Source organism: Microvirga sp. 2MCAF35, from assembly GCF_052115545.1.
Classification (GTDB): domain Bacteria; phylum Pseudomonadota; class Alphaproteobacteria; order Rhizobiales; family Beijerinckiaceae; genus Microvirga.
On the sequence record NZ_JBFRGW010000008.1, the window covers coordinates 44,817 to 68,233 of the forward strand.

General features: G+C 65.4%; 29 protein-coding genes. 18 read left to right on the top strand and 11 right to left on the bottom strand.

Features of this window, described 5'->3' with window-relative positions; genetic code table 11:
- The first annotated feature begins 147 nt into the window (after positions 1–147).
- The 7 genes from ftsY to AB4097_RS06250 all read left to right on the top strand — a co-directional run bounded on the left by ftsY (position 148) and on the right by AB4097_RS06250 (position 7,309).
- Entirely contained in the window at positions 148–1,488 is a 1,341-nt protein-coding gene (ftsY, locus tag AB4097_RS06220) for a signal recognition particle-docking protein FtsY (RefSeq protein WP_442037742.1), read from the top strand.
- Complete coding sequence (locus AB4097_RS06225) at positions 1,485–2,081, top strand: septation protein A (protein WP_442037743.1); 597 nt, start codon at positions 1,485–1,487, stop codon at positions 2,079–2,081. The genes ftsY and AB4097_RS06225 overlap by 4 nt, the downstream gene beginning before the upstream one ends.
- A 69-nt stretch (positions 2,082–2,150) precedes the next feature.
- Positions 2,151–3,674, top strand: a complete 1,524-nt coding sequence (gene murJ, locus AB4097_RS06230) for a murein biosynthesis integral membrane protein MurJ (RefSeq protein ID WP_442037744.1) — start codon at positions 2,151–2,153, stop codon at positions 3,672–3,674.
- Positions 3,675–3,949: 275 nt separating this feature from the next.
- Positions 3,950–4,990, top strand: coding sequence for a tryptophan--tRNA ligase (gene trpS, locus AB4097_RS06235; protein WP_442037745.1), 1,041 nt, complete (start codon positions 3,950–3,952; stop codon positions 4,988–4,990).
- A gap of 188 nt (positions 4,991–5,178) precedes the next feature.
- A complete protein-coding gene (locus tag AB4097_RS06240) occupies positions 5,179–5,676 on the top strand; it encodes a universal stress protein (RefSeq protein ID WP_442037746.1) in 498 nt (165 codons plus the stop codon).
- A 318-nt stretch (positions 5,677–5,994) separates the two neighbouring features.
- Positions 5,995–6,555, top strand: coding sequence for a NifU family protein (locus AB4097_RS06245; protein ID WP_442037747.1), 561 nt, complete (start codon positions 5,995–5,997; stop codon positions 6,553–6,555).
- Positions 6,556–6,718: 163 nt separating this feature from the next.
- Positions 6,719–7,309 carry a malonic semialdehyde reductase gene (locus tag AB4097_RS06250; RefSeq protein ID WP_442037748.1) on the top strand — a complete coding sequence of 197 codons (591 nt, stop codon included), beginning with the start codon at positions 6,719–6,721 and terminating at the stop codon, positions 7,307–7,309.
- A 3-nt stretch (positions 7,310–7,312) separates the two neighbouring features.
- Here the strand turns inward: AB4097_RS06250 and AB4097_RS06255 are convergent, their stop codons facing one another.
- The gene (locus AB4097_RS06255) at positions 7,313–7,897 is read right to left on the bottom strand and encodes an NUDIX hydrolase (protein WP_442037749.1); all 585 of its coding nucleotides are present in this window, start codon (positions 7,895–7,897) and stop codon (positions 7,313–7,315) included.
- Positions 7,898–8,050: 153 nt separating this feature from the next.
- Here AB4097_RS06255 and tsaB point away from each other — a divergent pair, with 153 nt between their 5' ends.
- The 4 genes from tsaB to AB4097_RS06275 all read left to right on the top strand — a co-directional run bounded on the left by tsaB (position 8,051) and on the right by AB4097_RS06275 (position 10,636).
- Positions 8,051–8,734, top strand: a complete 684-nt coding sequence (gene tsaB, locus AB4097_RS06260) for a tRNA (adenosine(37)-N6)-threonylcarbamoyltransferase complex dimerization subunit type 1 TsaB (protein ID WP_442037826.1) — start codon at positions 8,051–8,053, stop codon at positions 8,732–8,734.
- A gap of 10 nt (positions 8,735–8,744) precedes the next feature.
- The gene (locus AB4097_RS06265) at positions 8,745–9,365 is read left to right on the top strand and encodes a GNAT family N-acetyltransferase (RefSeq protein ID WP_442037750.1); all 621 of its coding nucleotides are present in this window, start codon (positions 8,745–8,747) and stop codon (positions 9,363–9,365) included.
- Between the two features lie 129 nt (positions 9,366–9,494).
- A complete protein-coding gene (locus AB4097_RS06270; RefSeq protein ID WP_442037827.1) occupies positions 9,495–9,869 on the top strand; it encodes a Fur family transcriptional regulator in 375 nt (124 codons plus the stop codon).
- Positions 9,866–10,636, top strand: a complete 771-nt coding sequence (locus tag AB4097_RS06275) for a lysophospholipid acyltransferase family protein (protein ID WP_442037751.1) — start codon at positions 9,866–9,868, stop codon at positions 10,634–10,636. The genes AB4097_RS06270 and AB4097_RS06275 overlap by 4 nt, the downstream gene beginning before the upstream one ends.
- A gap of 116 nt (positions 10,637–10,752) precedes the next feature.
- Here AB4097_RS06275 and AB4097_RS06280 read toward each other — a convergent pair whose 3' ends face one another.
- A complete protein-coding gene (locus tag AB4097_RS06280; RefSeq protein ID WP_442037752.1) occupies positions 10,753–11,682 on the bottom strand; it encodes a transcriptional regulator GcvA in 930 nt (309 codons plus the stop codon).
- Positions 11,683–11,802: 120 nt separating this feature from the next.
- On the opposite strand from AB4097_RS06280, the gene AB4097_RS06285 reads away from it, so the two are divergent.
- Positions 11,803–12,042: a DUF1127 domain-containing protein gene (locus AB4097_RS06285; RefSeq protein ID WP_442037753.1), complete on the top strand. Its 240-nt coding sequence runs from the start codon at positions 11,803–11,805 to the stop codon at positions 12,040–12,042.
- Between the two features lie 19 nt (positions 12,043–12,061).
- Positions 12,062–12,745: a glutathione S-transferase family protein gene (locus AB4097_RS06290; protein WP_442037754.1), complete on the top strand. Its 684-nt coding sequence runs from the start codon at positions 12,062–12,064 to the stop codon at positions 12,743–12,745.
- 38 nt (positions 12,746–12,783) lie between these two features.
- On the opposite strand, the gene AB4097_RS06295 is transcribed toward AB4097_RS06290, so the two are convergent.
- The 9 genes from AB4097_RS06295 to hisB all read right to left on the bottom strand — a co-directional run bounded on the left by AB4097_RS06295 (position 12,784) and on the right by hisB (position 18,777).
- Positions 12,784–13,281 (bottom strand): YidH family protein, encoded by a 498-nt coding sequence (locus AB4097_RS06295; RefSeq protein ID WP_442037755.1) that lies wholly within the window; start codon positions 13,279–13,281, stop codon positions 12,784–12,786.
- Between the two features lie 56 nt (positions 13,282–13,337).
- Entirely contained in the window at positions 13,338–14,315 is a 978-nt protein-coding gene (coaA, locus tag AB4097_RS06300; protein ID WP_442037756.1) for a type I pantothenate kinase, read from the bottom strand.
- Positions 14,316–14,335: 20 nt separating this feature from the next.
- Positions 14,336–14,656, bottom strand: a complete 321-nt coding sequence (locus AB4097_RS06305) for a phosphoribosyl-ATP diphosphatase (RefSeq protein WP_442037757.1) — start codon at positions 14,654–14,656, stop codon at positions 14,336–14,338.
- 7 nt (positions 14,657–14,663) lie between these two features.
- Entirely contained in the window at positions 14,664–15,413 is a 750-nt protein-coding gene (map, locus tag AB4097_RS06310) for a type I methionyl aminopeptidase (protein ID WP_442037758.1), read from the bottom strand.
- 12 nt (positions 15,414–15,425) lie between these two features.
- Complete coding sequence (hisF, locus tag AB4097_RS06315) at positions 15,426–16,238, bottom strand: imidazole glycerol phosphate synthase subunit HisF (RefSeq protein ID WP_442037759.1); 813 nt, start codon at positions 16,236–16,238, stop codon at positions 15,426–15,428.
- Positions 16,238–16,990, bottom strand: coding sequence for a 1-(5-phosphoribosyl)-5-[(5-phosphoribosylamino)methylideneamino]imidazole-4-carboxamide isomerase (gene hisA, locus AB4097_RS06320; RefSeq protein WP_442037760.1), 753 nt, complete (start codon positions 16,988–16,990; stop codon positions 16,238–16,240). The genes hisF and hisA overlap by 1 nt, the downstream gene beginning before the upstream one ends.
- Positions 16,978–17,628, bottom strand: a complete 651-nt coding sequence (hisH, locus tag AB4097_RS06325; RefSeq protein WP_442037761.1) for an imidazole glycerol phosphate synthase subunit HisH — start codon at positions 17,626–17,628, stop codon at positions 16,978–16,980. The genes hisA and hisH overlap by 13 nt, the downstream gene beginning before the upstream one ends.
- Positions 17,625–18,116, bottom strand: coding sequence for a DUF2628 domain-containing protein (locus AB4097_RS06330; RefSeq protein ID WP_442037762.1), 492 nt, complete (start codon positions 18,114–18,116; stop codon positions 17,625–17,627). The genes hisH and AB4097_RS06330 overlap by 4 nt, the downstream gene beginning before the upstream one ends.
- A 73-nt stretch (positions 18,117–18,189) precedes the next feature.
- Positions 18,190–18,777 carry an imidazoleglycerol-phosphate dehydratase HisB gene (gene hisB, locus AB4097_RS06335; protein WP_442037763.1) on the bottom strand — a complete coding sequence of 196 codons (588 nt, stop codon included), beginning with the start codon at positions 18,775–18,777 and terminating at the stop codon, positions 18,190–18,192.
- Between the two features lie 340 nt (positions 18,778–19,117).
- On the opposite strand from hisB, the gene hslV reads away from it, so the two are divergent.
- From hslV to AB4097_RS06360, 5 genes are all read left to right on the top strand, one after another.
- Positions 19,118–19,648: an ATP-dependent protease subunit HslV gene (gene hslV / locus AB4097_RS06340; protein WP_442037828.1), complete on the top strand. Its 531-nt coding sequence runs from the start codon at positions 19,118–19,120 to the stop codon at positions 19,646–19,648.
- A 139-nt stretch (positions 19,649–19,787) separates the two neighbouring features.
- Positions 19,788–21,101, top strand: a complete 1,314-nt coding sequence (hslU, locus tag AB4097_RS06345) for an ATP-dependent protease ATPase subunit HslU (protein ID WP_442037764.1) — start codon at positions 19,788–19,790, stop codon at positions 21,099–21,101.
- Between the two features lie 190 nt (positions 21,102–21,291).
- Complete coding sequence (locus tag AB4097_RS06350; protein ID WP_442037765.1) at positions 21,292–22,059, top strand: endonuclease III domain-containing protein; 768 nt, start codon at positions 21,292–21,294, stop codon at positions 22,057–22,059.
- A 70-nt stretch (positions 22,060–22,129) separates the two neighbouring features.
- Positions 22,130–22,750 carry a BA14K family protein gene (locus AB4097_RS06355; protein WP_442037766.1) on the top strand — a complete coding sequence of 207 codons (621 nt, stop codon included), beginning with the start codon at positions 22,130–22,132 and terminating at the stop codon, positions 22,748–22,750.
- 212 nt (positions 22,751–22,962) lie between these two features.
- Positions 22,963–23,415 (top strand): BA14K family protein, encoded by a 453-nt coding sequence (locus tag AB4097_RS06360; protein WP_442037767.1) that lies wholly within the window; start codon positions 22,963–22,965, stop codon positions 23,413–23,415.
- The last annotated feature ends 2 nt before the right edge of the window (positions 23,416–23,417 follow it).

Sequence of the window (23,417 nt, forward strand, 5' to 3'; positions counted from 1 at the left end):
GGAACCCACTTCTGGGATCCATCCGATGCTTACGCTTTATATTGGCGCATCGTTTGGCGGAAAACCGTTTCCCACTTTTCCGAACGATGCGCTATCGAGGCATCCGCGCTAAATCAAGCACAGCATTCAAAAGGCAAAGCGACACTCATGGCTGATACGAAGCCGGAAAAGCCCGGATTTTTCTCCCGTCTGTTCGGGCGCAAGGCTGAAGAAGCCCCGGTCGCGCCGGCGCCGGAAACCCCGCAGGCGGGTGGCGAGCCGGAGGCGATGCCCTCCCTGCCCGCAACGGCGGCGGACGATCTGACGGCCGCTCCCCCGAGCGTGACCACCGCCTCCCCGGACACCCCAGAGGAGGACAAGGTGCCGCCGGAGCTGGCCGGTGCCGATCTCCAGCCTGTCGAGGGCCTGGACCCCGAGGGCACCAACCCGCAGGAACCGCTGCCGCGCATCGTGACCGCGGCCGGTCCCGAGCTGCGCGCCGATATCGTAGCCGCCGATTTGCCCGCGCTTGAGCCCGCCCCCGCAGAGATCGTTCCTCCTCTCGAGCCGAAGCCCGCCGCCGCTCGCGGCTGGTGGCAGCGCCTGACGGACGGGATGCGCCGCACCTCGTCCTCCCTGTCGGATAGCGTGACCGGGCTTTTCACCAAGCGGAAACTCGACGACGCAACGCTCGAGGAACTGGAAGACGCCCTGGTCCAGGCCGATCTCGGCGTGCCCACGGCGATGCGGATCACCGAGGCGATTGCGTCCGGCCGCTACAACAAGGAGATCTCCCCCCAGGAGGTGAAGATCATCCTGGCCGGCGAAGTGGAGAAAGCGCTCCAGCCTGTTGCCCAGGCGCTCATGATCGACCGGTCCAAGAAGCCCTTCGTCATCCTCATGGTCGGCGTGAACGGAGCGGGCAAAACGACGACCATCGGCAAGCTCTCCCAGAAATTCCGCCAACAGGGCCTGAAGGTGATGCTGGCGGCCGGCGACACGTTCCGGGCCGCCGCCATCGAGCAGCTGAAGGTCTGGGGTGAGCGGGTCGGCGCGCCGGTGCTGGCCCGCGAGCAGGGCGCCGATGCGGCGGGCCTTGCCTATGACGCTCTTCAGGAGGCCAAGGCCAACGGCACGGACGTGCTCCTCATCGACACGGCCGGTCGCCTGCAGAACAAGGCCGGGCTCATGGCCGAGCTCGAAAAGATCGTGCGGGTGGTGAAGAAATTCGACCCGTCGGCGCCGCACGCCACCCTCCTCGTCCTCGACGCGACGGTGGGCCAGAACGCCGTCAGCCAGGTCGAGCTGTTCCAGAAGGCCGCGGGCGTCACGGGCCTCGTGATGACCAAGCTCGACGGCACGGCGCGCGGCGGCATCCTGGTGGCATTGGCTGCGAAATTCGGTCTGCCAGTTCATTTCATCGGCGTCGGCGAAGGCGTCGAGGACCTGGAGCCTTTCACCGCACGGGATTTCGCAAAAGCCATTGCCGGGTTAGAAGCGACCTCATGACAGACGAAAAGCGCCTCCCACCTCTCCTCAAGCTCGCTCTCGAACTCGGGCCGCTCGCCCTGTTCTTCCTCGGCAACGCCTATGGGGACCGGTTCGGCTTCGCGGAGAACCATCGCATCTTCGCCGCCACCGGAATCTTCATCGTGGCGACGGTCATTGCCCTGGGGATCAGCTACGCGTTGACCCGCAAGCTGCCGATCATGCCCCTGGTGTCGGGCATCGTCGTGGTGGTCTTCGGCGGGCTGACCCTGTTCCTGCAGGACGAGACCTTCATCAAGCTCAAGCCCACCATCGTGAACACGATGTTCGGGATCGTGCTGCTCGGCGGTCTCTATTTCCGCAAGCCCCTGCTCCAGATCGTGCTCGACAGCATGTTCGAGCTCGACGAGGAAGGCTGGCGCAAGCTCACCCTGCGCTGGGCCCTGTTCTTCTTCGCCCTCGCCGCCTTGAACGAGATCGTCTGGCGCACCCAGACCACGGATTTCTGGGTCAGCTTCAAGGTCTTCGGCATCATGCCGCTCACCATCGCGTTCGCGCTGGCGCAGACGCCCCTGCTGCTGCGGCACGAGATCAAGAAGGCCGGAGAGGTCTAAGGATCCTCGCCATCGGCGGTGAAGCCCCGCTTTAGACATTTCCCGCGAGACCGGCTAAGCCGCGAGGGCATGTCGCTCATCCGCTCCTCGCTTCTGGTCGGCCTCGGCTCGATGGCCTCGCGCGTCCTCGGCTTCGTCCGGGACATGCTGTTCGCGCAGGCCTTGGGCGCGGGCCCGGTGGCAGACGCGTTTCTCGCCGCCTTCCGCCTGCCCAATCTCGTGCGCCGGATTGTCGGCGAGGGCGGGCTCAATCCAGCCCTGATCCCGGCGCTGAGCGCCCTGGAACCCGATGACCAGGCGACGACCGCCGGCGACGTGATGAGTGTTTTCGGTCTCGCGCTGCTCGGCCTCACGGCTCTCGTGGAAATCGGCGCCGGGCTGCTCGCCCTCGCCCTCGCGCCGGGCCTGCACGACGACGGCGGGACACTGGCGCTGGTGGCGCTCTATACGCGCCTCTCCTTCCCCATCGTGCTGTCCGTAACCCTCGCGTCGATCGGAGCCGCGATCCTGAACATGCGGGGGCGCTTTGCCGCGACGGCCCTCGCGCCGCTCGCGGTCAACGGGGGCCTGATCCTGGTGCTGATCGGGATGGAGGCCGGTCTTTCCCTGCCGCTCGCCCAGAAGGCGGCCTGGCTGGCCCTGGCGTCGAGCCTGGCCGGCCTGATCCAGCTCGCTCTCGTGGCCGCGGCCCTGTGGACGGGCGGGACCCCGCTGGTCCGCTTCCGGAAACCACGCTGGTCCCCACTTTTGAAAAATCTCCTGCTCGCGGGCTTCCCGGTGCTCCTGGCAAGCGGCGCGATGCAGCTCTTCATCCTGACCGCCACCCAGATCGCCTCGTTCTGGCCCTCCGGCGTGTCCTGGCTCTATTATGCCGAGCGCGTGATGCAGCTGCCGCTTGGCCTGATGGCCGCGCTCGGCTCAGGCCTGCTCCTGCCGGAACTCGCCCGCCGCCACCGGGCCGGAGAAACAGGGGCCATCGTGGCGGCGCAGAACCGGGCCCTGGAAGTGGCGCTGCTGCTCGCCCTGCCGGCCAGCGCGGCCCTGATGGTTCTCGCCCGCCCCATGAGCAGCGTGCTGTTCGAGCGGGGCGCGTTCCAATCCTCCGATGCCGAGGGCACGGCTCTCGTCCTGATGGCCCTGAGCGCAGGCCTGCCCTTCGCAACGGCCGCCAAGGTGCTGAGCCAGACCCTGTTCGCGCGCGGCTCCGTCAAGGAGGTTCTCGTCGCGGCGCTGCTCGGCCTCGCCCTCACCATCGCGGCCTCCCTGCTGCTTGCTTGGCCCTTGGGCCCGACGGGGATTGCGCTCGGGGTCAGCGCCGGGTGCATCGGCCATGCGGCGGCTATCGTTTCGGGCCTCAATCGGATCGGCCTCTGGGCGCCGGATCGGGCTCTCGCGATGCGGGCCATGCGGATCGTCCTGGCGGTTCTCGCGATGAGCCTCGGTCTCGTGGGCGCAGGCCCCCTTTTCCCGCAGGCGGGCGTTGCGTCCCTTGCTGCTCTTTGCCTGGGCGGCCTGGCGTTTTATGCACTCGTGGCCTGGGCCACGGGCGCCATTACCCGCGACGATTGGGCCGCGCTGACGAAAAAAGCGTGAGAACCCTTGCATCGTGGCGCGGCCCTGTCATAACGCGCGCCTCAATGGAGCATCGTTGCGCCGGCCGGCCTCCGGTTCGCTGTGAAACGGTGCGGTAGAGCATCGGACCCAAAAGTGGACTTGCACTTGTGGGATTCATCCGATGCTCACTTCATAAACTGGCGCATCGTTCTTCGCGGAAAACCGGATCCACTTTTCCGCACGATGCGCCTAAAGACAATCTGGGGCAGTCGGCGGTTCGGCCTTGCGCATGCACCCTGTGGGAGTTCAAGACGATGGCGCAGTTCAAGGAGCTGGTGTTCTCGGGCGTTCAGCCCACCGGCAATCTCCACCTCGGAAATTACCTCGGCGCCATCAAGCGCTTCGTCGCCATGCAGGAGCAGTATAACTGCATCTATTGCGTCGTGGACATGCACGCGATCACCGTGCCGCAGAACCCCACCGACCTGACCCGCCAGATCCGCGAGGTGACGGCCGCGTTCCTTGCGGCCGGGATCGACCCCAAGCGCCACATCGTCTTCAACCAATCCCAGGTGCCTCAGCACGCGGAGCTCGCCTGGGTGTTCAACTGTGTCGCCCGCCTCGGCTGGCTCAACCGCATGACCCAGTTCAAGGACAAGGCGGGCAAGGACCGCGAGAACGCCTCCGTCGGCCTCTATGCCTATCCGGACCTGATGGCTGCCGACATCCTGGTCTACCGCGCCACCCATGTGCCGGTGGGCGAGGACCAGAAGCAGCATCTGGAGCTGACCCGCGACATCGCCCAGAAGTTCAACAACGACTGGGCCGAATCGATTGCCGCCAACGGCTTCGGCGATGCCTTCTTCCCGCTGACCGAACCCATGATCCAGGGTCCGGCCACCCGGGTCATGTCGCTGCGCGACGGCTCGAAGAAGATGTCGAAGTCGGACCCGTCCGATTACTCGCGCATCAACCTGACGGACGACGCCGACACCATCGCCCAGAAGGTGCGCAAGGCGAAGACCGATCCCGAGCCGCTGCCGAGCGAGGTCGAGGGCCTGAAGGCCCGCCCCGAGGCCGAGAACCTCGTGGCGATCTATGCGGCCCTCATGGACACCACGCCGGAAGAAGTGCTGCGCCAGCATGGCGGATCGCAGTTCTCCGGCTTCAAGGCCGCCCTCGTAGACGTGGCGGTGACCAAGCTCTCGCCCGTCGCCGACGAGATGCGCCGCCTCATGGCCGATCCCGGCCATATCGATGCCGTGCTGGCGGACGGCTCGGCCCGCGCCCGCGCCTTGGCTTCCGTGACCATGGATGCGGTGAAGGACATCGTGGGCTTCGTGCGCGCGCGCTGATGCCTGGATTTAGCGCAGGGACCGGACTTGCTCTTGCCGTAGCGGCAAGGCAGCATCTAGCGCATCGTGCGGAAAAGTGGATCCGGTTTTCCGCTCGAACGATGCGCTCATTATGATCAAAGAGCATCGGCCCAAAAGTGCCTTCCACTTTTGGTCCGATGCTCTAGCGTGATGCAGGAGAGCTTTCTGTGAGCGGCAAGCGCCGATCCTACGAATCCGGTCACCGACCGAAATTCATGGTGGTGGTCGACCAGACGCCGGAATGCGCCCGGGCGGTGCACTTCGCCTCGCGGCGGACGGCCCGCACGGGTGCCAGCATGATCATGCTCGCGGTCGTGGACCCGCCCGACAATTTCGAGTGGCTCGGCGTCGGCGAGGCCATGATCGAGGAAGCGAGCGCGGAAGCCCAGAAACGGCTCGACGTCGCCGCCCGCGAGGCCCGCAACGCCGCAGGCGTCGAGCCGGAGCAGGTGATCCGCGTCGGCAACCGGGCCGACGAGATCATCAAGCTCATCAACGAGGACGAGGACATCTCCTTCCTGGTCCTCGCCGCCGGCAGCGCCAAGGACGGCCCAGGCCCCCTGGTCTCCACCCTGGCCGGCAAGGCCGCCGCCTCCTTCCCGGTCCCCATCGTCATCGTGCCGGGCAGCCTGACGGACGAGGAAATCGACGCGCTGGCGGGCTGATCAAGTATCGCGCCATCCCTGGTCGAAGGATCTATGAAGACGGCCCTCCATACACCTCCCACGTCGTCACCGGCCTTGTGCCGGTGACCCCGCTTGGAAAAGCGCTGCGCTTCCTATCATCGGGATGGCCGGGACAAGCCCGGCCATGACGTGAGCTGTTCGGCAAGCGTTCCGCCATGCAGGCCCGGAATGCCGTACGGTCCTCCATCCCCCTTGGAATCCGCCTCGTTCGATTCCACATTGAGCCAGGAACCTGTTAGAACGATTCTAACACCCCACTCGGCCGGCCTTGAACCGGCGCAGAGGAAGACAGAAGCGATGTTTATCCAGACCGAAGCGACTCCCAATCCCGCCACCCTGAAATTCCTGCCCGGCCGCGTGGTGATGCCCGAAGGCACATTCGAGGCGAAGACGCCGGAATCCGGCGAAGTTTCCCCCCTGGCCCAGAGGCTCTTCGCGGTGCCGGGCGTCACGGGCGTGTTCTTCGGCTACGATTTCGTCACCGTGACCAAGGCGGATGGGGAATGGCAGCACCTGAAGCCTGCCATCCTCGGTGCGATCATGGAGCATTTCATGACCGGCGCGCCGCTCTTCGCCAACGGCTACGGCGCTAGCCAAGAGGACGGCGAGGAGTTCTTCGACGATGCCGACGCCGCCACGGTCGAGACCATCAAGGAATTGCTCGAGACCCGCATCCGCCCTGCGGTGGCGGGCGACGGCGGCGACATCACGTTCCGCGGCTTCAAGGACGGTACCGTTTACCTCGTCATGAAGGGTGCCTGCTCGGGCTGCCCATCCTCGACCGCCACCCTGCGCCACGGCATCCAGAACCTGCTTCGCCACTTCCTGCCGGACGTGCGCGAGGTGCAGGCGGTCTAGAACATCGGACCCAAAAGTGGAGTCCACTTTTGGGATCCATCCGATGCTTATTCTTTCGTCTGGCGCATCGTTCGCCGCGGAAAACCGGGTCCACTTTTCGCTGACGCCGCCCTCTGGGTCCGCACGATGCGCTAGAGCCGCGCTTTTTCTTTGGAGACTTCCGTTGCCCGCTCTGTCCGACATCGCCCTGGACCAGATCTTCCGCGAGGCCCGCACCTATCGCTGGTGGCAGGACCGCCCGATCCCGGAGGCGATCCTGCGCGAGATCGCCGATCTCGCCAAGCTGGGGCCGACGAGCGCGAATTCTTCACCGGGACGGTTTGTCTTCGTGGTGTCGCGGGAGGCCAAGGAGAGGCTCAGGCCTCATCTCGACGAGGGCAACGTGCGCCAGACCATGAGCGCGCCCGCGACGGTGATCGTGGCCTACGACACCGAATTCTACGAAAAGCTCGCCACCCTCGCGCCGAACAGCCCCGATGCGCGCAGCTGGTTCGCCGGTAGACCTGAGGCCATCGAGCGGGCGGGTTTCCAGGGCTCGTGCCTCCAGGGCGCCTATCTCATCATGGCGGCCCGGGCGCTCGGGCTCGATTGCGGACCCATGGGGGGCTTTTCGCGCCAGGGGGTCGACGAGGCGTTCTTCCCCGGCGGGCAGTTCAAGTCGAACTTCCTGGTCAATCTCGGCTACGGCCTGCCCGAGAAGCTCCATCCGCGCCAGCCGCGGCTGGCCTTCGAGGAGTTCTGCTCCATCGCCTAAACCTCACAAACTCCACTTGCCGATGGCGCTCAGCGCAATGGCAAGAGAAGCGATCTGCATCGCGTTCGTGATGGTTCCGTCGGCTGCAAGCCGAGCGGCATCCCGGACCGGTACCCGCACCACTTTGATCTGCTCGGTCGGGTCGTTGAGTTTCCTGCCGGACAGGCGCGCGCCCAGAGCCAGCACCGTATGGCAGAAATTCGTGTGCGTCGCGGGATTGGGCGAGTGCTTGCCGAAAGAGCGCCATTGCTCCGCGACATAGCCCGTCTCCTCCTCGAGCTCGCGGGCCGCCGCCGCCAGCACGGACGGGTCCTCCCGGTCGATCGCCCCGGCCGGCACTTCGAGGGATAGGCCTCCGAAGCCATGGCGATATTGCTCGACCAGGATGACGTGGTCTTCATCGTCCAGCGCCACGACGTGAACCCAATCGGGATATTCGAGCACGTAATAGGGGGCGATCTCCGCGCCGTCGTCGGTCACGCAATCATCGGCGCGAAGCGTGATCCAACGGTCGCGAATCACGTCCCGCGAGTTCGTCACGGTCCAGGGCTTGGGTTGTGGGGAAGAAGGATCGGATGAGGATGTCATGGGCTGATCATCGCACCGGCCGTTCGGTCCATTCAAGCCGAAAGGCTTCCACCGCGAGATAGACCATGAAACCGGGTTTCCTCCGAGCCACTTCTTGATCTAAACCATCGGACCAAGCGCATTGTGCAAACGACGATCCAATGGAGGCGAATGGTGCGAGTTCTTGCCATCGATACGGCCCTGGGCGCCTGTTCGGCCTGCATCGTCGAGGCCGGACAGCCCGTGCCGCTGGCCGCCGAGTCCATCGCCATGGAGCGCGGGCACGCGGAAGCCCTGATGCCACTCCTCGACCGGCTCTCCGCCCAGGTGGAGGGCGGCTTCGAGAGCCTGGACCGGGTCGCCGTCACGGTCGGGCCGGGAAGTTATACGGGCCTGAGGGTCGGCATCAGCGCCGCCCGCGGCATCGGCTTGGCGGCCGGGATCCCGGTCGTCGGGGTCGCGACGCTGTCGGCCTTCCTCGCCCCGATGATGGTCGGCGACAGGCGCGGGCTCTTCACCGCCGCCATCGACGCCAAGCACGGGCATATCTACATCCAGGCCATCGCGCCGGGCGGACGCACGATCATTCCGCCGGGTCTCATGACCTATCGCGAGGCCATCCGGCTTCTCGGTTCCGGCCCGCTCCTGGTCTCCGGCTCCGCCTCGGCCATGCTGGCCGCGGAGGCGCGCGCCCAGGGGGTCGAGGCCCATATCAGCGACGTTTCGGGCTTTCCCGACATTGCCTGGGTGGCCCGCCTCGGAGCCCTGGCCGATCCGACCCAGGCCCTGCCGAAGCCGCTTTACCTGCGCGAGCCCGATGCCAAGCCGCAGGACGGGGCGCGAATCGCCAGACAATAAGATTTTCGCAGTGAGCATCCTCGATCGCTTCATCCATCCACTCTCCTCTCACGTCGAAGCGGTCGGAACCGAGTCCGCCGCCCGGCTCTCGGCCATCCATGCCTCGGCCTTCGCGCGGGCCTGGAGCACGCTGGATTTCGAGCGCCTGCTGGGCGAGCGCGGTGTCGTGGCCGATGGGCTCTTTCTGGAGCCTCGGACCCAAAAGTGGACACCACTTTTGGGATTCATCCGATGCTCCTTCTCTTTACTGGCGCATCGGATGAGGCGGACCCGGAGGGCCGCGTCAGCGAAAACCGGGTCCACTTTTCCGCCCGATGCGCTAGGACGTGCGACGAAACCCGTCGCTTTCGCCCTGTCGCGGATCGTGCTCGACGAGGCAGAGATCATCACGGTCGCCGTCGCGCCGGAGGCACGCGGCAAGGGCCATGCCCGCCCGCTCCTCGCCCACCATCTCGACGCGCTCTCCCGGCGGGGTGTTGCCCGGGTGCATCTGGAGGTCGAGGAGGGGAATGCGCCCGCCATCGCCCTGTACCGGCGCGCCGGTTTCCGGGACGTCGGCCGGCGGGAAGGCTATTATCCGAAAGCCGACGGAACCAAGGTTGCGGCCCTCACCATGGCTTTGGACCTATAGCCCGCTCAGCTCCCCTCACCTATAAGCTAACCAAGGAGTAAGTCAGCCTTGGTCACACGAAACAGCCCCTCTGCCAAACCGCGCCGGTCTGATGCCATCGAGCGTGCCTGCCGCGACAAGGGCCTGCGCATGACGGGCCAGCGCCGGATCATCGCGCGGGTCCTCGATTCGGCCGATGACCATCCCGACGTGGTGGAGCTGCACCGGCGCGCCGCCGCCGTGGACGACCGGATCTCGCTCTCCACGGTCTACCGGACGGTGAAATTGTTTGAGACCGAAGGCATCCTCGACCGGCTCGACTTCCGGGACGGGCGCTCGCGCTACGAGCAGGCCGCACGGGAGCACCACGACCACCTCATCAATCTCGAGACGGGCGACGTGATCGAGTTCCGCTCGGAGGAGATCGAGGCGCTGCAGAACGAGATCGCCAAGCGGCTCGGCTACAAGGTCGTCTACCATCGGCTCGAACTCTACGCGGTGCCGCTGGACAAGGACGACGCGTGACGAAACCCGGCGTTGCCTTACGGCTCCTGCTGCTCGGCCTGTGCAGTCTCGTGCTCGTGCCGCTGCAGATGCTGGCCCTTCGTTTCGGTTGGTCGTCGATGCTGCATGGGCTGCCCGTGCGGTTTCACGGAATTCTGATGAGGCTCTTCAACGTGCGCGTGGTCGAGCGGGGAACGCCGCCGGGGAACGCCCCCACCCTCGTGCTGGCGAACCATGTGTCCTGGCTCGACATCCCGGTGATCGGCTCGCTGCACCCGGTCTCGTTCATCGCCAAGTCGGAGATCGAGGCCTGGCCGGTGGTGGGCCTCTTCGCGAGGCTCCAGCGCTCGGTCTTCATCGACCGCCAGCGCCGCAAGGCCACCGCGGAGGTGAACGACGCCCTCGCCCATCGGCTGGTGAAGGGCGAGGCGATCGTGCTGTTCGCGGAGGGGACCACCGGCGACGGCAACCGCCTCCTGCCCTTCCGCTCCTCCCTCGTGGGCGCGGCCCAGACGGCCCTCATGCACGACAGCGTCGAGCACGTTTACCTCCAGCCGCTTGCCATCTCCTACACCCACCGCAACGGCCTGCCGGTGACCCGGCGCGAGCGTCCCTTCATCGCCTGGTACGGCGACATGGAGCTTGGGCCGCATCTCAGGATGTTCGTCCAGGGCATTCCGCTCGATGTCGTGGTCACCTGGGGCGAGCCGATCCCCTTCAACGGCAACCGCAAACAGGCCACAATCGCCGCCGAGGCCGAGATACGCCGGGCGTTGAAGGCGGCGTGATGCGGTAATACCCCGCTATGTCATCACCGGCCATGTGCCGGTGATCCCGATTGGAGAGGTGCGGCGCTTCACCTTATCGGGATGGCCGGCACGAGGCCGGCCATGACGTGGGAGGGTTAGGCCCTCCCCGCCTCGGCATGCATCGCCGCCTCCTCCAGCAGCCACCTCCGAAAGGCCGCGAGGGCCGGCCGGTCAGCGGTGACTTCCGGACAGACCACGTAATACTGGTAGGACCCCTTCACCTGCTGGGGAAACGGCTGGACGAGGCGTCCGGCCTGCAGGTAATCGCCGATCAGCACGTTTGTCGCGAGCGCCACGCCCTGCCCGGAGGCCGCGGCCTGGAGGCAAAGGTAAGTGTGCGGAAAATGCGGGCCGCGAGAGATGTCGAGGCCGGTGACGCCGACGGCGGCGAGCCAGCGGTCCCAGGTGGTGTAGTCGGGAATGCTGTAGACGCTCTCGTGCAGCAGGGTGTGATGGCGCAGATCCGCCGGCTCGTTCAGGGGGCGCTCAGGGTCGCCCAGCAACGATGCGCTGCAGACGGCGAAGAAATATTCCTCCATCATCAGATCCGATCGGAGACCCGGATAGTTTCCGCGACCGAAGCGGATCGCCACGTCCACATCTTCCCGGGCGAAGTCCGTCAGCCGCGTATCGACGGAGACCCTCACCTCCAGGTCGGGATGCTGCTCCTTGAGAGAGCCCAACCGAGGGATGAGCCAGCCTGATGCGAAACTCGGCATGGAACTCACCGTGATGACGTTCGACCGGTCCGAGCGCAGGGCCTGGGCCGTCGCGTTGTCGAGCCGGTCGAGGATGTCGGTCAGGGAGGCGGCGTAATGCTCGCCGAGCGGCGTCAGCGCCACGCCGCGACTGGGCTGGCGCAGGAAGAGAGGACGCCCGAGCCAAGCCTCCAACGACCTTACCTGCTGACCCACGGCGCTCGCCGTCACGGCGATCTCGTCGCCCGCCTTCTCGAAATTCAGGTGGCGGGCCGCAGCCTCGAAGGCGCGCAGGGCATTGAGCGGAGGAAGTCTGCGGCGGGACATGGGATCTCCAGGATGCTTGCCCAAGTTTTCCTTGGGCATAGCTCAAGAAGTTCTCGTTTGCTTATAACCTATCACGGGAGCACATTCTTCTCAATGGAACGCCGTTGAAGGAGATCCGTCATGGCGATTGGATATGCCGCAGGAAATCTTGGGCTCACATCTGCCCATCGCGAGCGCAGGAACGTGTTGCTGCAGCTTCTGCTCAGGGTCGAAGCCTGGCTCGATGCGCGCGAGAATGCCAAGGCTCTGTACCGGATGGACGACCGGGAACTCGCCGATATCGGCTTGTCGCGGGCCGATGTGGAGAGCTTGAATGTCGCCTCCTGGCAGGACCACCTGCCTGCCGCTTTCAGCCGATGATGTCCCGAAAGGCACCCCGATGAAGCTCTATTCCGGTCCGGTCAGCCTCTTCTCCCGCAAGGTCGAGATCGCCCTTCACGAGAAGGGGCTCGTCTTCGAGCAGATCCTGGTGCCGTTCACGCAGACGAGGGGCTACAGCCCGAAGAATCCCGACGTGTTGGCCATCAATCCCAAGGGGCAGGTCCCGGTCCTCGTCGACAGGGACCTGTCGCTCTACGATTCGACCGTGATCATTGAATACCTTGAGGATGCGTACCCGGATCCGGCGCTTTACCCGAAGGCGTCGATCGAACGTGCCCGTTGCCGGCTCTTCGATGTGTTCGGCGACGAGGTCATGCTGGCCCCCTTACGCTTCCTGATGCACCGCACGGAGCCGAAGCCCGACGATCCGGAGCGCTGGCGCGCGAAGGAAGACAAGGCCCGGGAGGCCGAAACGGTCCTCGCCGGCCATTTCGCCGAGATCGACCGCGCATTCCAGGGCAAGGATTATCTCTGCGGCGCCTTCTCGGCTGCCGACATCGCGGTGTTCATGGCCGTTTTCTGGACCCGCCGCCTAGGCGGTCCGTCCCTGAAGGGCCACGAAACCCTGGCCTCCTGGTATGGAAGGCTCAGCACGCGACCGGCTTTTGCACGGGTCATCGGTGAAATCCGTGCGGCGGATGAAGAATTGTCGGCCCCGGTCGAAGGGGCGTTCCGGGAGTGAAACCCTCTCGAACGCGTCCTGCCTCCTGAAGGCCGCTCTCACCCGCCCGTTCGCCCGAACCAAATGCTGAACAGGGCGGCCAGCGAGACGAGTGCCAGGAAGCCGTTGAAGGCGATGAGCAGGAACGGCGGAAGGCGCTGCACGTCGGGCTGCGGCGGCTGGGAACCGGTGAAGACCTGACGCCAGACGGCAGCCGCGAAACAGAAGGCGCTGAACAGGATCAGGATCGACCCGGTGGAGACGATCATCCAGTCCGGCACCACGCCGCCCAGGAGCTTTTTCGCCCCAATACCTGAGGCGAGCGATGCCAGCCCCGTGCGCACCCAGGCCGCATAAGTCCGTTCAGCGGCGAAGACCGTGCGGTTGGCGGCCAATTCCGTGCGCCGGTCGGCGCTGTCCTTCATCTGCACGCTGGCCTTCGCCGTCGTTTTGGCGGCAGCCTGCGTGTGTTCGGCCGCTTCCTGGGTCTGCTCGGCCGCCTCCTTCGCATGCTCTGCGCTGCGCTTGAGCTTTTCGTCGACCGGTTGCGATGACATGCGTCCTCCGTTCATGTGGAGGCACAACGCCCATGGCTATGGAAAGGTTGGCGCGTTCAAAGCCTTCTCAGCGCCACCGTCTCGATCCGGTGGCTTGGGCCCTTCTTCAGAATCAGGCTCGCGCGCTGGCGGGTCGGCACGATGTTTTCCTGCAGGTTCACCAGGTTGATGCGGTTCCACAAGCCTTCGGCGATGGCAATGGCCTCTGCTTCCGCGAGTTCCGCATAGCGCCGGAAATAGGACAGGGGATCGCGGAAGGCGGTGTGGCGCAGGCGCAGGAATCGGTTCACGTACCAGCGGTGCAGGTCCACCTCGTCGGCGTCGATATAGACCGAGAAGTCGAAGAAATCGGACACGAAGGGAATGGCCGTGCCGTCCTTGGGCATGCGCGCCGGCTGAAGCACGTTGAGTCCCTCGACGATGAGGATGTCCGGCCGATCGACATTCGTCTCCTCGCCGGGCACCACGTCATAGACGAGGTGCGAATAGAGCGGCGCCTTCACGTTGCGCTTGCCGGCCTTGATGTCGGCGAGGAAATGCAGGAGCTTTCCCGTGTCGTAGCTCTCTGGAAATCCCTTTCGCTCCATCAGGTTGAGCCGCGTGAGCTCGGCATTGGGGAGGAGGAACCCGTCCGTGGTCACGAGGTCGACCTTCGGGGTGTTGGGCCAGCGGGCGAGAAGGGCTTTCAGCACGCGGGCCGTGGTGGACTTGCCGACCGCCACCGAACCCGCCACGCCGATGATGTAGGGGACCTTCTCCTGATGCTCCGCGAGGAGGAAGCGCTGGGTCGCCTTGAACAGGCCTTGCGTCGCCGCGACGTAGAGGGACAGGAGGCGCGACAGCGGCAGGTAGATCGCCGCCACCTCGTCCAGCGAGATCGGATCGTTGAGGGATTGCAGCTGAACCACCTCGTCGGCGGTCAGCGTCATGGGTGCGTCGGCGCGCAACCGGGCCCATTCGTCGCGCGTGAAGGTGCGATAAGGCGAGAGGCCGTCATCGTCCTCGGCGGCGGACACCAGGTTGGGCTGGTCCATGCGAACCACCTCTTTCCAATTTAGGCCTTGCGCGCGGCCTTCTCCGCAAGGCCCGACTGCGCCGTACGGCGCTCCAATTCGGCCATCACGTCACTTAGAGGAATATCGGCGCCCTGCAACACGACCAAAAGGTGATAGAGCACATCGGCCGCCTCGGCCGTGAGGTTCTGCCGGTCGCCCTGCACGGCCGCGATGGCGGCCTCCACGGCCTCCTCGCCCAATTTCTTGGCCGCCTTGGCCGGCCCGCCGCCGATCAGTTTGGCCGTGTAGGATTCCGTCGCCGGCGCAGCCGCGCGCTCGGCCACAATGCGGGCGAGATCGTCGAGGGTGAAGGAGGTCATGGTTGGACTAGCCCGGTAATGTGACGACAAGGGGACCGTTACGGGTGGCGACGACCGTGTGCTCGTATTGCACCGTGGGGGCGCGCGGCTCGCTGAGCAAGGTCCATTCGTCGTCGCCGTCCGTCGCCCAATTCGCGCCGAGCGACAGGAACGGCTCCACCGTGAAAACGAGGCCGTCATTCATGATCCGGCGCTCCGAGCGATCCGGCCAGGTGGGGATCTCTCCGGGCTCTTCGTGAAGGGAATGGCCGATTCCATGGCTCGCCAGGTTGCGGACCAGGGTATAGCCGTTCTTCTCGGCGAATTGCCCGATGGCATGGCCGATTCCGGCGATCGGCCTGTCGGCGCCGACCTGGCGCAAGCCGACCCACATGGCGCGCCGCCCATCCCGGCAGAGTCGTTTCGTGGCGTTCGTGATCGGTGGAACGGCGAAGGACGCCCCGGTATCGGCATAGAGCCCGTTCTTTTCCGCCGAGATATCGATGTTCACGAGGTCGCCGGCCTCGATCCGGCGCGGTCCGGGAATGCCATGGGCGACCTGCTCGTTCACGCTGATGCAGGTCGCGCCGGGAAAATCGTAGACAAGCTCCGGACCGGACCGGGCGCCAGCCTGTTCAAGGAGCCGGCGCCCGATCATGTCGAGCTCCGCCGTCGTCATGCCCGGCTCGAGGGCCGCGGCCATGGCCTCGAGGGCATTGGCGACGATCCTGCCGATCTCCTTGAGCTTGTCCAGATCATCCTCGTTGGAGATCGTCATGGGCGAATTCCTTCACGCTGTCTGGAGCCGCTCGACAGGGCTCTGCGCCGGTTCATCGAGGCGCATCTTGAGACCCTTCCCGGCCATGTAGCCCTTGGCTTCCGAAATCGTGTGGGTGCCGAAATGGAAGATGGAAGCCGCGAGCACGGCGCTGGCATGACCTTTCTCGACGCCGTCGACCAGGTGATCGAGATTGCCGACGCCGCCCGAGGCGATGACCGGTATGGAAACCGCGTCCGCGATGGCGCGCACCAGCGCGAGATCATAGCCGCCCTTGGTGCCGTCCCGGTCCATGGAGGTGACCAGAAGCTCCCCTGCCCCCAGCTCCGCCACCTGCCGGGCGAACGCGACGGCGTCGATGCCGGTGGCGGTACGCCCGCCATGGGTGAAGATCTCCCAGCGCGGCTCCTCGCCTTCCCCCGATACCTTCTTAGCATCGATGGCGACCACGATGCATTGCGCGCCGAACTTTTCAGCCGCTTCGCGCACGAAATCCGGGTTCTTGACGGCCGTGGTGTTGATCGAGACCTTGTCGGCACCGGCGAGCAGGAGCTTGCGGATGTCCTCGACTGTGCGCACGCCGCCGCCCACGGTGAGCGGCATGAAGCAGGCTTCCGCCGTGCGCTGCACCGCGTCGAGCAGGATCCCCCTCGCCTCATGGCTCGCGGTGATGTCGAGGAAGCAGAGCTCGTCGGCTCCGGCCGCATCATAGGCCTTGGCCGCTTCCACGGGATCGCCCGCATCGACGAGGTCGACGAACTGCACGCCCTTCACGACGCGCCCGTCCTTGACGTCGAGGCAAGGAATGAGACGGACCTTGAGCATCAGACGGGCTCCTTACGCGCGGAGCGGAGCAGCGCCAGCGCCTCCTCCGGATCGATGCGCCCGTCATAGAGGGCCCGGCCGGAGACGGCGCCGTTGAGGACGGCGCAATCGGGTTGGGTCAGGCGCTCGATATCGGCCATGGAGGCGAGCCCGCCCGAGGCGATGACCGGGATCGAGACGGCGCGGGCGAGGCCTAAGGTCATCGGGAAGTTGAGACCCTTCAGGATGCCGTCGCGGGCGATGTCCGTGTAGATGATGGCGGCCACGCCCGCATCCTCGAAGCGGCGGCCGAGCTCTTCCGCCGACAGGGTCGAGGTCTGCGCCCAGCCTTCCACGGCGACCAGCCCGTCCTTGGCGTCGATGCCGACCGCGATCTTGCCCGGATGGAGGCGCGCGGCCTCGCGCACGAAAGCCGGATCGCGCACGGCGGCCGTGCCGATGATGACGCGGGACACGCCCTTGCCGAGCCAGCCGTCCACCGTCTTCATGTCGCGGATGCCGCCGCCGAGCTGCACCGGGATCGAAACGCGCTTCAGGATGGTCTCGACGGCGGAGGCGTTCATCGGCTTGCCCGCGAAGGCGCCGTCGAGGTCGACCACGTGCAGCCACTCGAAGCCCTGGGCCTCGAAGGTGACGGCCTGGTCGGCGGGATCGTCGTTGAACACGGTCGCCTGGTCCATGTCGCCTTGAACGAGGCGGACGCAGCGACCTTCCTTGAGATCGATGGCAGGATAAAGGATCACGGGCGCCACCTTAAAAAATTGGCGATGAGCTTGAGGCCGAGCGCCTGGCTCTTCTCGGGGTGAAACTGGGTGCCGACGAGGTTGTCCCGCCCGACGATGGCCGTCACGGGCCCGCCGTAATCGGTGGTGGCGACCACGTCATCGGGGTTCGTGGACGAGAGCGCATAGGAATGCACGAAATAGGCGTGCAGCCCGTCCGGCCCGGTGGGAATCCCCTCCAGCAGCGGGTGCGGCTTCGCCACTTCAAGCGTGTTCCAGCCCATATGGGGGATCTTGAGGGACGGATCGCTTGGCGTGATCGCCTTCACGTCGCCGTGGATCCAGTCGAGTCCGTAGCTCGTCGTATGCTCCAGCCCCCGGGTCGCCATGAGCTGCATGCCGACGCAGATGCCGAGGAAGGGCCGCTTGTCCTCATGGACACGCCGCTGCAGCGCCTCCACCATGCCGGACACTGAATCGAGGCCGCGACGGCAATCGGCGAAGGCGCCGACGCCCGGCAGCACGATCCGGTCCGCCTTTGCGACGAGAGCCGGGTCGGACGAGACGACGATGGGGAGGTCGAGCTCCGCCTCGCGGGCCGCTCGCTCGAAAGCCTTGGCGGCGGAGTGCAGGTTGCCGGACCCGTAATCGATGATGACGACGCTCACCGGGGACGCTCCGCATCGGGAAAGAGGCCGATGACCGGTTCGGCCCTCCGGGGGGTGGACAGGATGGGTGAGGGCGCCGTGCTGCGGGACGGGGCGGACGGCCTGGCTTCGAGCCAGCGGGCGAAGGCCTTGGCCTCCGCCTCGTCCTGGTCCTCCGCCGTGACCGCGTCGACCATGGCCAGGCCACGGCGCGCCAATGTCCAGCGCCGCAGGCTGTTGGCTTCGAGCCCGATCAGCGCCTGCAGGAGGAGCTGAGCGATGGATCCCGCCAGCGGATGCACGTCGAGCAGGGCCAGGAGGCCACCGAAGCCAAAGACGACGACCAGCACGCCGATCCCGGCGAGCCAGAGCCGGTGGTAGAAGAACCACAGGAACGTGAAGAAGAAAGCTCCCCAGGAGAAGGCATCCTTCAGGAGCTCCGAATCCTCCAGAGCCGTCGGATCACCCGGCCGCGCATCGCGCGGGAGGTGCAGGGTATAGGTGGTCATGGCGACGTTTCCTCAAGCCTCGTCCGGTGAGGTGACGCTGGCGTGTCCGCCGGACAGGGGTCTTGCTTAGAACTTAGAGCGTACCCTTGGTGGAGGGAACGCGGCCCTCTTCCCTTGGGTCCAGCGCAACGGCCTGACGCAAGGCCCGTGCCAAGCCTTTGAAGCAGCTCTCGGCGATATGGTGGCTGTTCTCCCCGTAGAGCGTCTCCACGTGGAGCGTCAGGCCCGCATTGATGGCGAAGGCCTGATGGAACTCGCGCACCAGTTCGGTGTCGAAAACGCCGATCTTCTCCGTCGGGAAGGTGGTCCGGAACACCAGGAAGGGACGGCCCGATATGTCGAGGGCGACGCGCGTCAAGGTCTCGTCCATCGGGAGATGGATGTCGGCATAGCGCGAGATGCCCTTTTTATCGCCAAGCGCCTGCAGGATGGCCTGACCGAGCGCGATGCCGGTGTCCTCGGTCGTATGATGCTGGTCCACATGCAGGTCGCCGGTCACCTTCACGGTCAGATCGAAGAGACCGTGTCGGGCGAACAGTTCGAGCATATGGTCGAGGAAGCCGACCCCCGTGGAGATCTCGGCCTTGCCGGAGCCATCGAGGGCAATCGACACGGCGACATCGGTCTCGGCGGTGCGACGGCTGACGCTCGCGGAGCGCATCATCAAAATCCTTTGCGGAACCAGAGACGGGCCTTCTAGCAAGCTGCGACGAAAAATGCCACCCGGGGCGTGGTTCGGCATGCGTCCCTTTTCAGGGTGTCATGAGGCGTCGGCGTGCCCTCCCGGGTCATGGCCTAACCCTGTGCCGGCCATCCCGATACGGGCAAACTCAGCGTTTCATGCAATCGAGATCCCCGGGGCAAGCCCGGTGATGACGGAGGAGGGCGTCACGAAGAATTCGCGTTGTTTTCAGGCTATGAATGACTAAGTGAGGGACCGAACGATTGTTTCCTTCCTGCCCGCCGGAGCCCCTGCTTTGTCCGAAGACGCCTCCCCCCTCATGCATGCCACCACGATCCTCATGGTCCGCAAGGGCGGCCGCGTCGTCATCGGCGGGGACGGGCAGGTGAGCCTCGGCCAGACCGTCGTTAAGGGCAATGCGAAGAAAGTCCGCCGCCTGGCCAAGGGCGGCGTGATCGGAGGCTTTGCCGGCTCCACGGCCGATGCCTTCACCCTGTTCGAGCGGCTCGAGGCCAAGCTCGAGCAATATCCCGGCCAGCTCACCCGTGCCTGCGTCGAGCTCACCAAGGACTGGCGTACTGACCGGTATCTGCGCCGCCTGGAGGCCATGATGCTCGTCGCCGACAAGGAAGTAGGGCTGCTCCTCTCCGGCGCCGGCGACGTGCTCGAGCCGGAGAACGGCATCATGGCGATCGGCTCCGGCGGCAATTATGCGCTGGCCGCCGCGCGGGCGCTCGCCGATTCCGACATGGATGCGGAGGCCATCGTGCGCCGGTCTCTCGCCATCGCGGCCGAGATCTGCGTCTATACCAATGCCAACATCGTCATCGAGACATTGGAAACCGCATAATATCCGTTCGTGTCATCCCCGGCGACGCAACGCGGTCGGGAAGGGGATCCAGACACGGAAGACCTTGATTGTGGATCCCCTTCCCCTCCAGCAGCGTTCGCTGCCTGCAGCCGGGGATGACACCGGAAGATATGAAGCTATGACCACATTCTCCCCCCGCGAAATCGTTTCCGAACTCGACCGCTACATCGTCGGCCAGAACGACGCCAAGCGCGCGGTCGCCATTGCCTTGCGCAACCGCTGGCGCCGGCAGCAGCTCGAAGGCTCCTTGCGTGAAGAGGTGGCGCCGAAGAACATTCTGATGATCGGCCCCACCGGCTGCGGCAAAACCGAGATCTCCCGTCGTCTCGCCAAGCTTGCCGGCGCGCCCTTCATCAAAATCGAAGCAACCAAGTTCACGGAGGTCGGCTATGTCGGCCGCGACGTGGAGCAGATCGTGCGCGATCTCGTGGAGATCGGCATCGGCCTCGTGAAGGAGGAGCGCCGTCGACAGGTGCAGGCGAAGGCGCATGTGGCGGCGGAGGAGCGTGTGCTCGATGCGCTCGTCGGCTCCACCGCCAGCGCCGCCACCCGCGATTCCTTCCGCCGCAAGCTGCGCGCCAACGAGCTCGACGACAAGGAGATCGAAGTCGAGCTGCAATCGACCGGAGGGCAGGGCATGCCCATGTTCGATATTCCCGGCATGCCAGGAGCATCGGTCGGCGCGATCAACCTCTCCGATATGTTCGGCAAGGCCTTCGGAGGCGGACGCGCGAAAACTCGCCGCACCACCGTGCGCGAGGCCTACGAACCGCTGGTGACGGAAGAAGCCGACAAGATGCTCGATCAGGACGCCATCGTCCAGGAGGCTCTGCGCCAGGTGGAGAACAACGGCATCGTGTTCCTCGACGAGATCGACAAGATCGCCGGCCGCGAGGGCCGCACCGGCGCGGATGTATCCCGCGAAGGCGTGCAGCGCGATCTGCTGCCGCTGATCGAAGGCACCACCGTGTCGACGAAATACGGGTCTGTGAAGACCGATCACATCCTCTTCATCGCGTCCGGGGCGTTCCATGTGTCGAAACCGTCGGACCTGCTGCCTGAACTGCAGGGCCGCCTGCCGATCCGCGTCGAGCTTTCGCCCCTGACGGTGGAGGATTTCAAGCGCATCCTCACGGAAACGGAAGCTAGCCTCATCAAGCAATCGGTTGCGCTGATGCAGACGGAGGGCGTGAGCCTCGTCTTCACGGACGACGCCATCGACGCGCTGGCCCAGGTGGCTGTCGACGTGAACAACTCGGTCGAGAACATCGGTGCACGCCGTCTGCAGACGGTGCTGGAGCGCGTGCTCGACGACGTCTCGTTCACGGCGCCCGACCGCTCGGGCGAAACGGTGACCGTCGATGCCGCCTATGTGCGCGGCGAGGTGGAGACGCTGGCGAAGAACACGGATCTGAGCCGGTTCATTCTGTGATCGCACACCCTTTGTCATTCCCGGCGGTCGTAGGTCGGGAATGACATCTCCTACGTTATGACCGGCCTTGTGCCGGCCATACCGATACGGAAAAGCTTGGCGTTTCATGCCATCGAGATCACCGGCACAAAGCCGGTGATGACGAAACTACGGTGTGGAACCACTGTCCCGATTCGCGACTTGCATCGGGATGAATCCGGACGTGCAGGACCTGAGAGAGAAGGCGCTGACGATCCATCGGCGCCTCTGCGGCGTCTATGGCTGTCCAATTCCCTACTTTCATTCCCTCGATCCGCTCAGCGAGCTGATCTCCTCGCTTCTGTCCCATCGCACCCGCAACGCGGATTCGGGCCGCGCCTTCAAGGCTCTCAGGGCACGCTATGGCGATTGGCGCGCCATGATGAACGCGCCGACGGAGGAGGTGGAGGAGACGATCCAGGGCGTGACGTGGCCCGAGCAGAAGGCGCCGCGTCTTCAAGCGGTGCTGCACGCCATTGAGGAACGGCATGGCAATCTTTCGCTCGATTTCCTCGGCGCCATGCCGGTCGAGGAGGCGAGGGCGTGGCTCGAGAGCATTCCCGGGATCGGGCCGAAGACCAGTGCCGCCGTGCTGTCGTTCTCGAAGCTGCGGAAGGCCGCTCTGCCGGTCGACAGCCATCATCACCGGGTGGCGCAACGCACGGGACTCATCCCGCAATCGACGGCGGTCGGGCCGTCCCACGCGATGCTCGCCGCTCTGCTGCCCGAGGATTGGGATGCGCAACAGGTTTACGACCACCACGAAATCATGATGCTGCACGGCCAGCGCTGCTGTTTCTTCAAGAACCCGGCCTGTGAGCGCTGCGCGGTTCTGGATCTGTGTCCGACAGGGCAGGGGCGGATGGCGGGCAGGCGAGGCGTCGCGCCGAAGCCCGAGATGGCACCGGACCTTCGCTCCTCACGTTCCCGAGAGAGATAGACCGACAATCCTCGAAAGCGGAACGACCCGGGGGATTTCCGCGTTCGCCCTAAGATGGGAGGAGCCGGCCATGCGAAAGTTCATCTTCGCCGCTTTGGCCACAGCCGTGCTTGCTCCGGCGTCCTTGTTCGCCGGTTCAGCCTCCGCGCAGGTGGTGCCTTTTTCAAAGTTCCAGCAACTGCTCGATCAGAATCAGATTGTGACCGACTATGCCGCTCGCGGCGGCCGCGGTGGAGGGCGTGCCCATGGCGCCGCCATGAGAAGGCCGGCCGGCATGCATGCCGGCGCTTATCGCGGCCATCGCGGCAATATGGCCCGTGCGGGCGCTTACCGCGGCAACGCGGTGCGTGCGGGAGCCTATCGCGGCGCCGCGGGCCGCGCCTATACGGGGCGTTCTTACAACGGGCGTTACTATAACCGGCCCTATGCGGCCTATGGGCGGCCTTATTATCGCGGGGCGTATTACGGCGGAGCCTACCGCCCGTATTATGGCGGCTCCTACTACCCCTATGGCTACGGTGCGGCAGCGGCGACCGGGGCGCTGATTGGTGGCGCCATAGCCTCACAGCCTGTGGTGACCGGCAGTGTCGGAGCCAATGCCTCGGCTTACTGTGCGCAGCGCTACAGATCCTACAATCCGGCAACCGGGACGTTTACCGGATACGATGGGCGGAAGCATCCCTGCCCGTAACAAGTCTTTTCTCGGCAGAGGGAGACGGGCTGAAAAGGCCCGTCTTTGCTTTCGGTGGCTTCCGCAGATTCATGCTTTCGATCTGTCAGGAAAAGACCCCCTTCGACGACCAAGAACCCTCACATTCCCGCGAGAGATGACCCAAAATTCCTAGAATGAGGAACGACCTCCCGGTCAGGGCGTTCGCTTCCCACGATTGAAGGAGTCAGCTCATGCGTAAGTTTGTCATGGCTGCCGTTGCCACGGCAGCCCTTGGTACCTTTGGCCTTGCCGCTCCGGTCTCTGCCGCCGAGACACAGACGGCGCCGGTCAAGGAACTGGTTGCCGCCATGAAGAAGGGCGAAGTTCAGTCCGATTACGTGCAGTATCGGCGTTACTACCGTGGCGGCCCGCGCTACGTGGGACGCCATTACGGTCCGCGCTACGGCTATTACGGCCCACGCTATTATCGTCGCGATTACGGGTCCGCCGCAGCAGGCGCCATCGGCCTTGCCACGGGTGCGATCATCGGCGGCGCCATCGCCCAGTCGCAGGCCCAGGCCGCCCCGACCTACGTGGCTCCGGGTGCCAGCGCGGCCGGCTATTGCGCCCAGCGCTTCAAGTCCTACGACCCGGCTTCGGGCACCTATCTCGGCTACGATGGCTTGCGCCATCCTTGCCCGTGACC

What these genes read in the sequence shown, in the direction of transcription:
- AB4097_RS06270 (WP_442037827.1), top strand. Translation starts at nt 9,495, where the DNA reads ATGACGGGCCAGCGCCGGATCATCGCGCGGGTCCTCGATTCGGCCGAT.
- hisB (WP_442037763.1), bottom strand. Translation starts at nt 18,777, where the DNA reads ATGCGCTCCGCGAGCGTCAGCCGTCGCACCGCCGAGACCGATGTCGCC.
- murJ (WP_442037744.1), top strand. Translation starts at nt 2,151, where the DNA reads ATGTCGCTCATCCGCTCCTCGCTTCTGGTCGGCCTCGGCTCGATGGCC.
- AB4097_RS06360 (WP_442037767.1), top strand. Translation starts at nt 22,963, where the DNA reads ATGCGTAAGTTTGTCATGGCTGCCGTTGCCACGGCAGCCCTTGGTACC.
- AB4097_RS06285 (WP_442037753.1), top strand. Translation starts at nt 11,803, where the DNA reads ATGGCGATTGGATATGCCGCAGGAAATCTTGGGCTCACATCTGCCCAT.
- AB4097_RS06355 (WP_442037766.1), top strand. Translation starts at nt 22,130, where the DNA reads ATGCGAAAGTTCATCTTCGCCGCTTTGGCCACAGCCGTGCTTGCTCCG.
- AB4097_RS06290 (WP_442037754.1), top strand. Translation starts at nt 12,062, where the DNA reads ATGAAGCTCTATTCCGGTCCGGTCAGCCTCTTCTCCCGCAAGGTCGAG.
- AB4097_RS06225 (WP_442037743.1), top strand. Translation starts at nt 1,485, where the DNA reads ATGACAGACGAAAAGCGCCTCCCACCTCTCCTCAAGCTCGCTCTCGAA.
- AB4097_RS06280 (WP_442037752.1), bottom strand. Translation starts at nt 11,682, where the DNA reads ATGTCCCGCCGCAGACTTCCTCCGCTCAATGCCCTGCGCGCCTTCGAG.
- hisF (WP_442037759.1), bottom strand. Translation starts at nt 16,238, where the DNA reads ATGCTCAAGGTCCGTCTCATTCCTTGCCTCGACGTCAAGGACGGGCGC.
- hslU (WP_442037764.1), top strand. Translation starts at nt 19,788, where the DNA reads ATGACCACATTCTCCCCCCGCGAAATCGTTTCCGAACTCGACCGCTAC.
- AB4097_RS06245 (WP_442037747.1), top strand. Translation starts at nt 5,995, where the DNA reads ATGTTTATCCAGACCGAAGCGACTCCCAATCCCGCCACCCTGAAATTC.
- hslV (WP_442037828.1), top strand. Translation starts at nt 19,118, where the DNA reads ATGCATGCCACCACGATCCTCATGGTCCGCAAGGGCGGCCGCGTCGTC.
- AB4097_RS06305 (WP_442037757.1), bottom strand. Translation starts at nt 14,656, where the DNA reads ATGACCTCCTTCACCCTCGACGATCTCGCCCGCATTGTGGCCGAGCGC.
- ftsY (WP_442037742.1), top strand. Translation starts at nt 148, where the DNA reads ATGGCTGATACGAAGCCGGAAAAGCCCGGATTTTTCTCCCGTCTGTTC.
- map (WP_442037758.1), bottom strand. Translation starts at nt 15,413, where the DNA reads ATGACGATCTCCAACGAGGATGATCTGGACAAGCTCAAGGAGATCGGC.
- AB4097_RS06350 (WP_442037765.1), top strand. Translation starts at nt 21,292, where the DNA reads ATGAATCCGGACGTGCAGGACCTGAGAGAGAAGGCGCTGACGATCCAT.
- AB4097_RS06255 (WP_442037749.1), bottom strand. Translation starts at nt 7,897, where the DNA reads ATGACATCCTCATCCGATCCTTCTTCCCCACAACCCAAGCCCTGGACC.
- AB4097_RS06295 (WP_442037755.1), bottom strand. Translation starts at nt 13,281, where the DNA reads ATGTCATCGCAACCGGTCGACGAAAAGCTCAAGCGCAGCGCAGAGCAT.
- coaA (WP_442037756.1), bottom strand. Translation starts at nt 14,315, where the DNA reads ATGGACCAGCCCAACCTGGTGTCCGCCGCCGAGGACGATGACGGCCTC.
- trpS (WP_442037745.1), top strand. Translation starts at nt 3,950, where the DNA reads ATGGCGCAGTTCAAGGAGCTGGTGTTCTCGGGCGTTCAGCCCACCGGC.
- AB4097_RS06330 (WP_442037762.1), bottom strand. Translation starts at nt 18,116, where the DNA reads ATGACCACCTATACCCTGCACCTCCCGCGCGATGCGCGGCCGGGTGAT.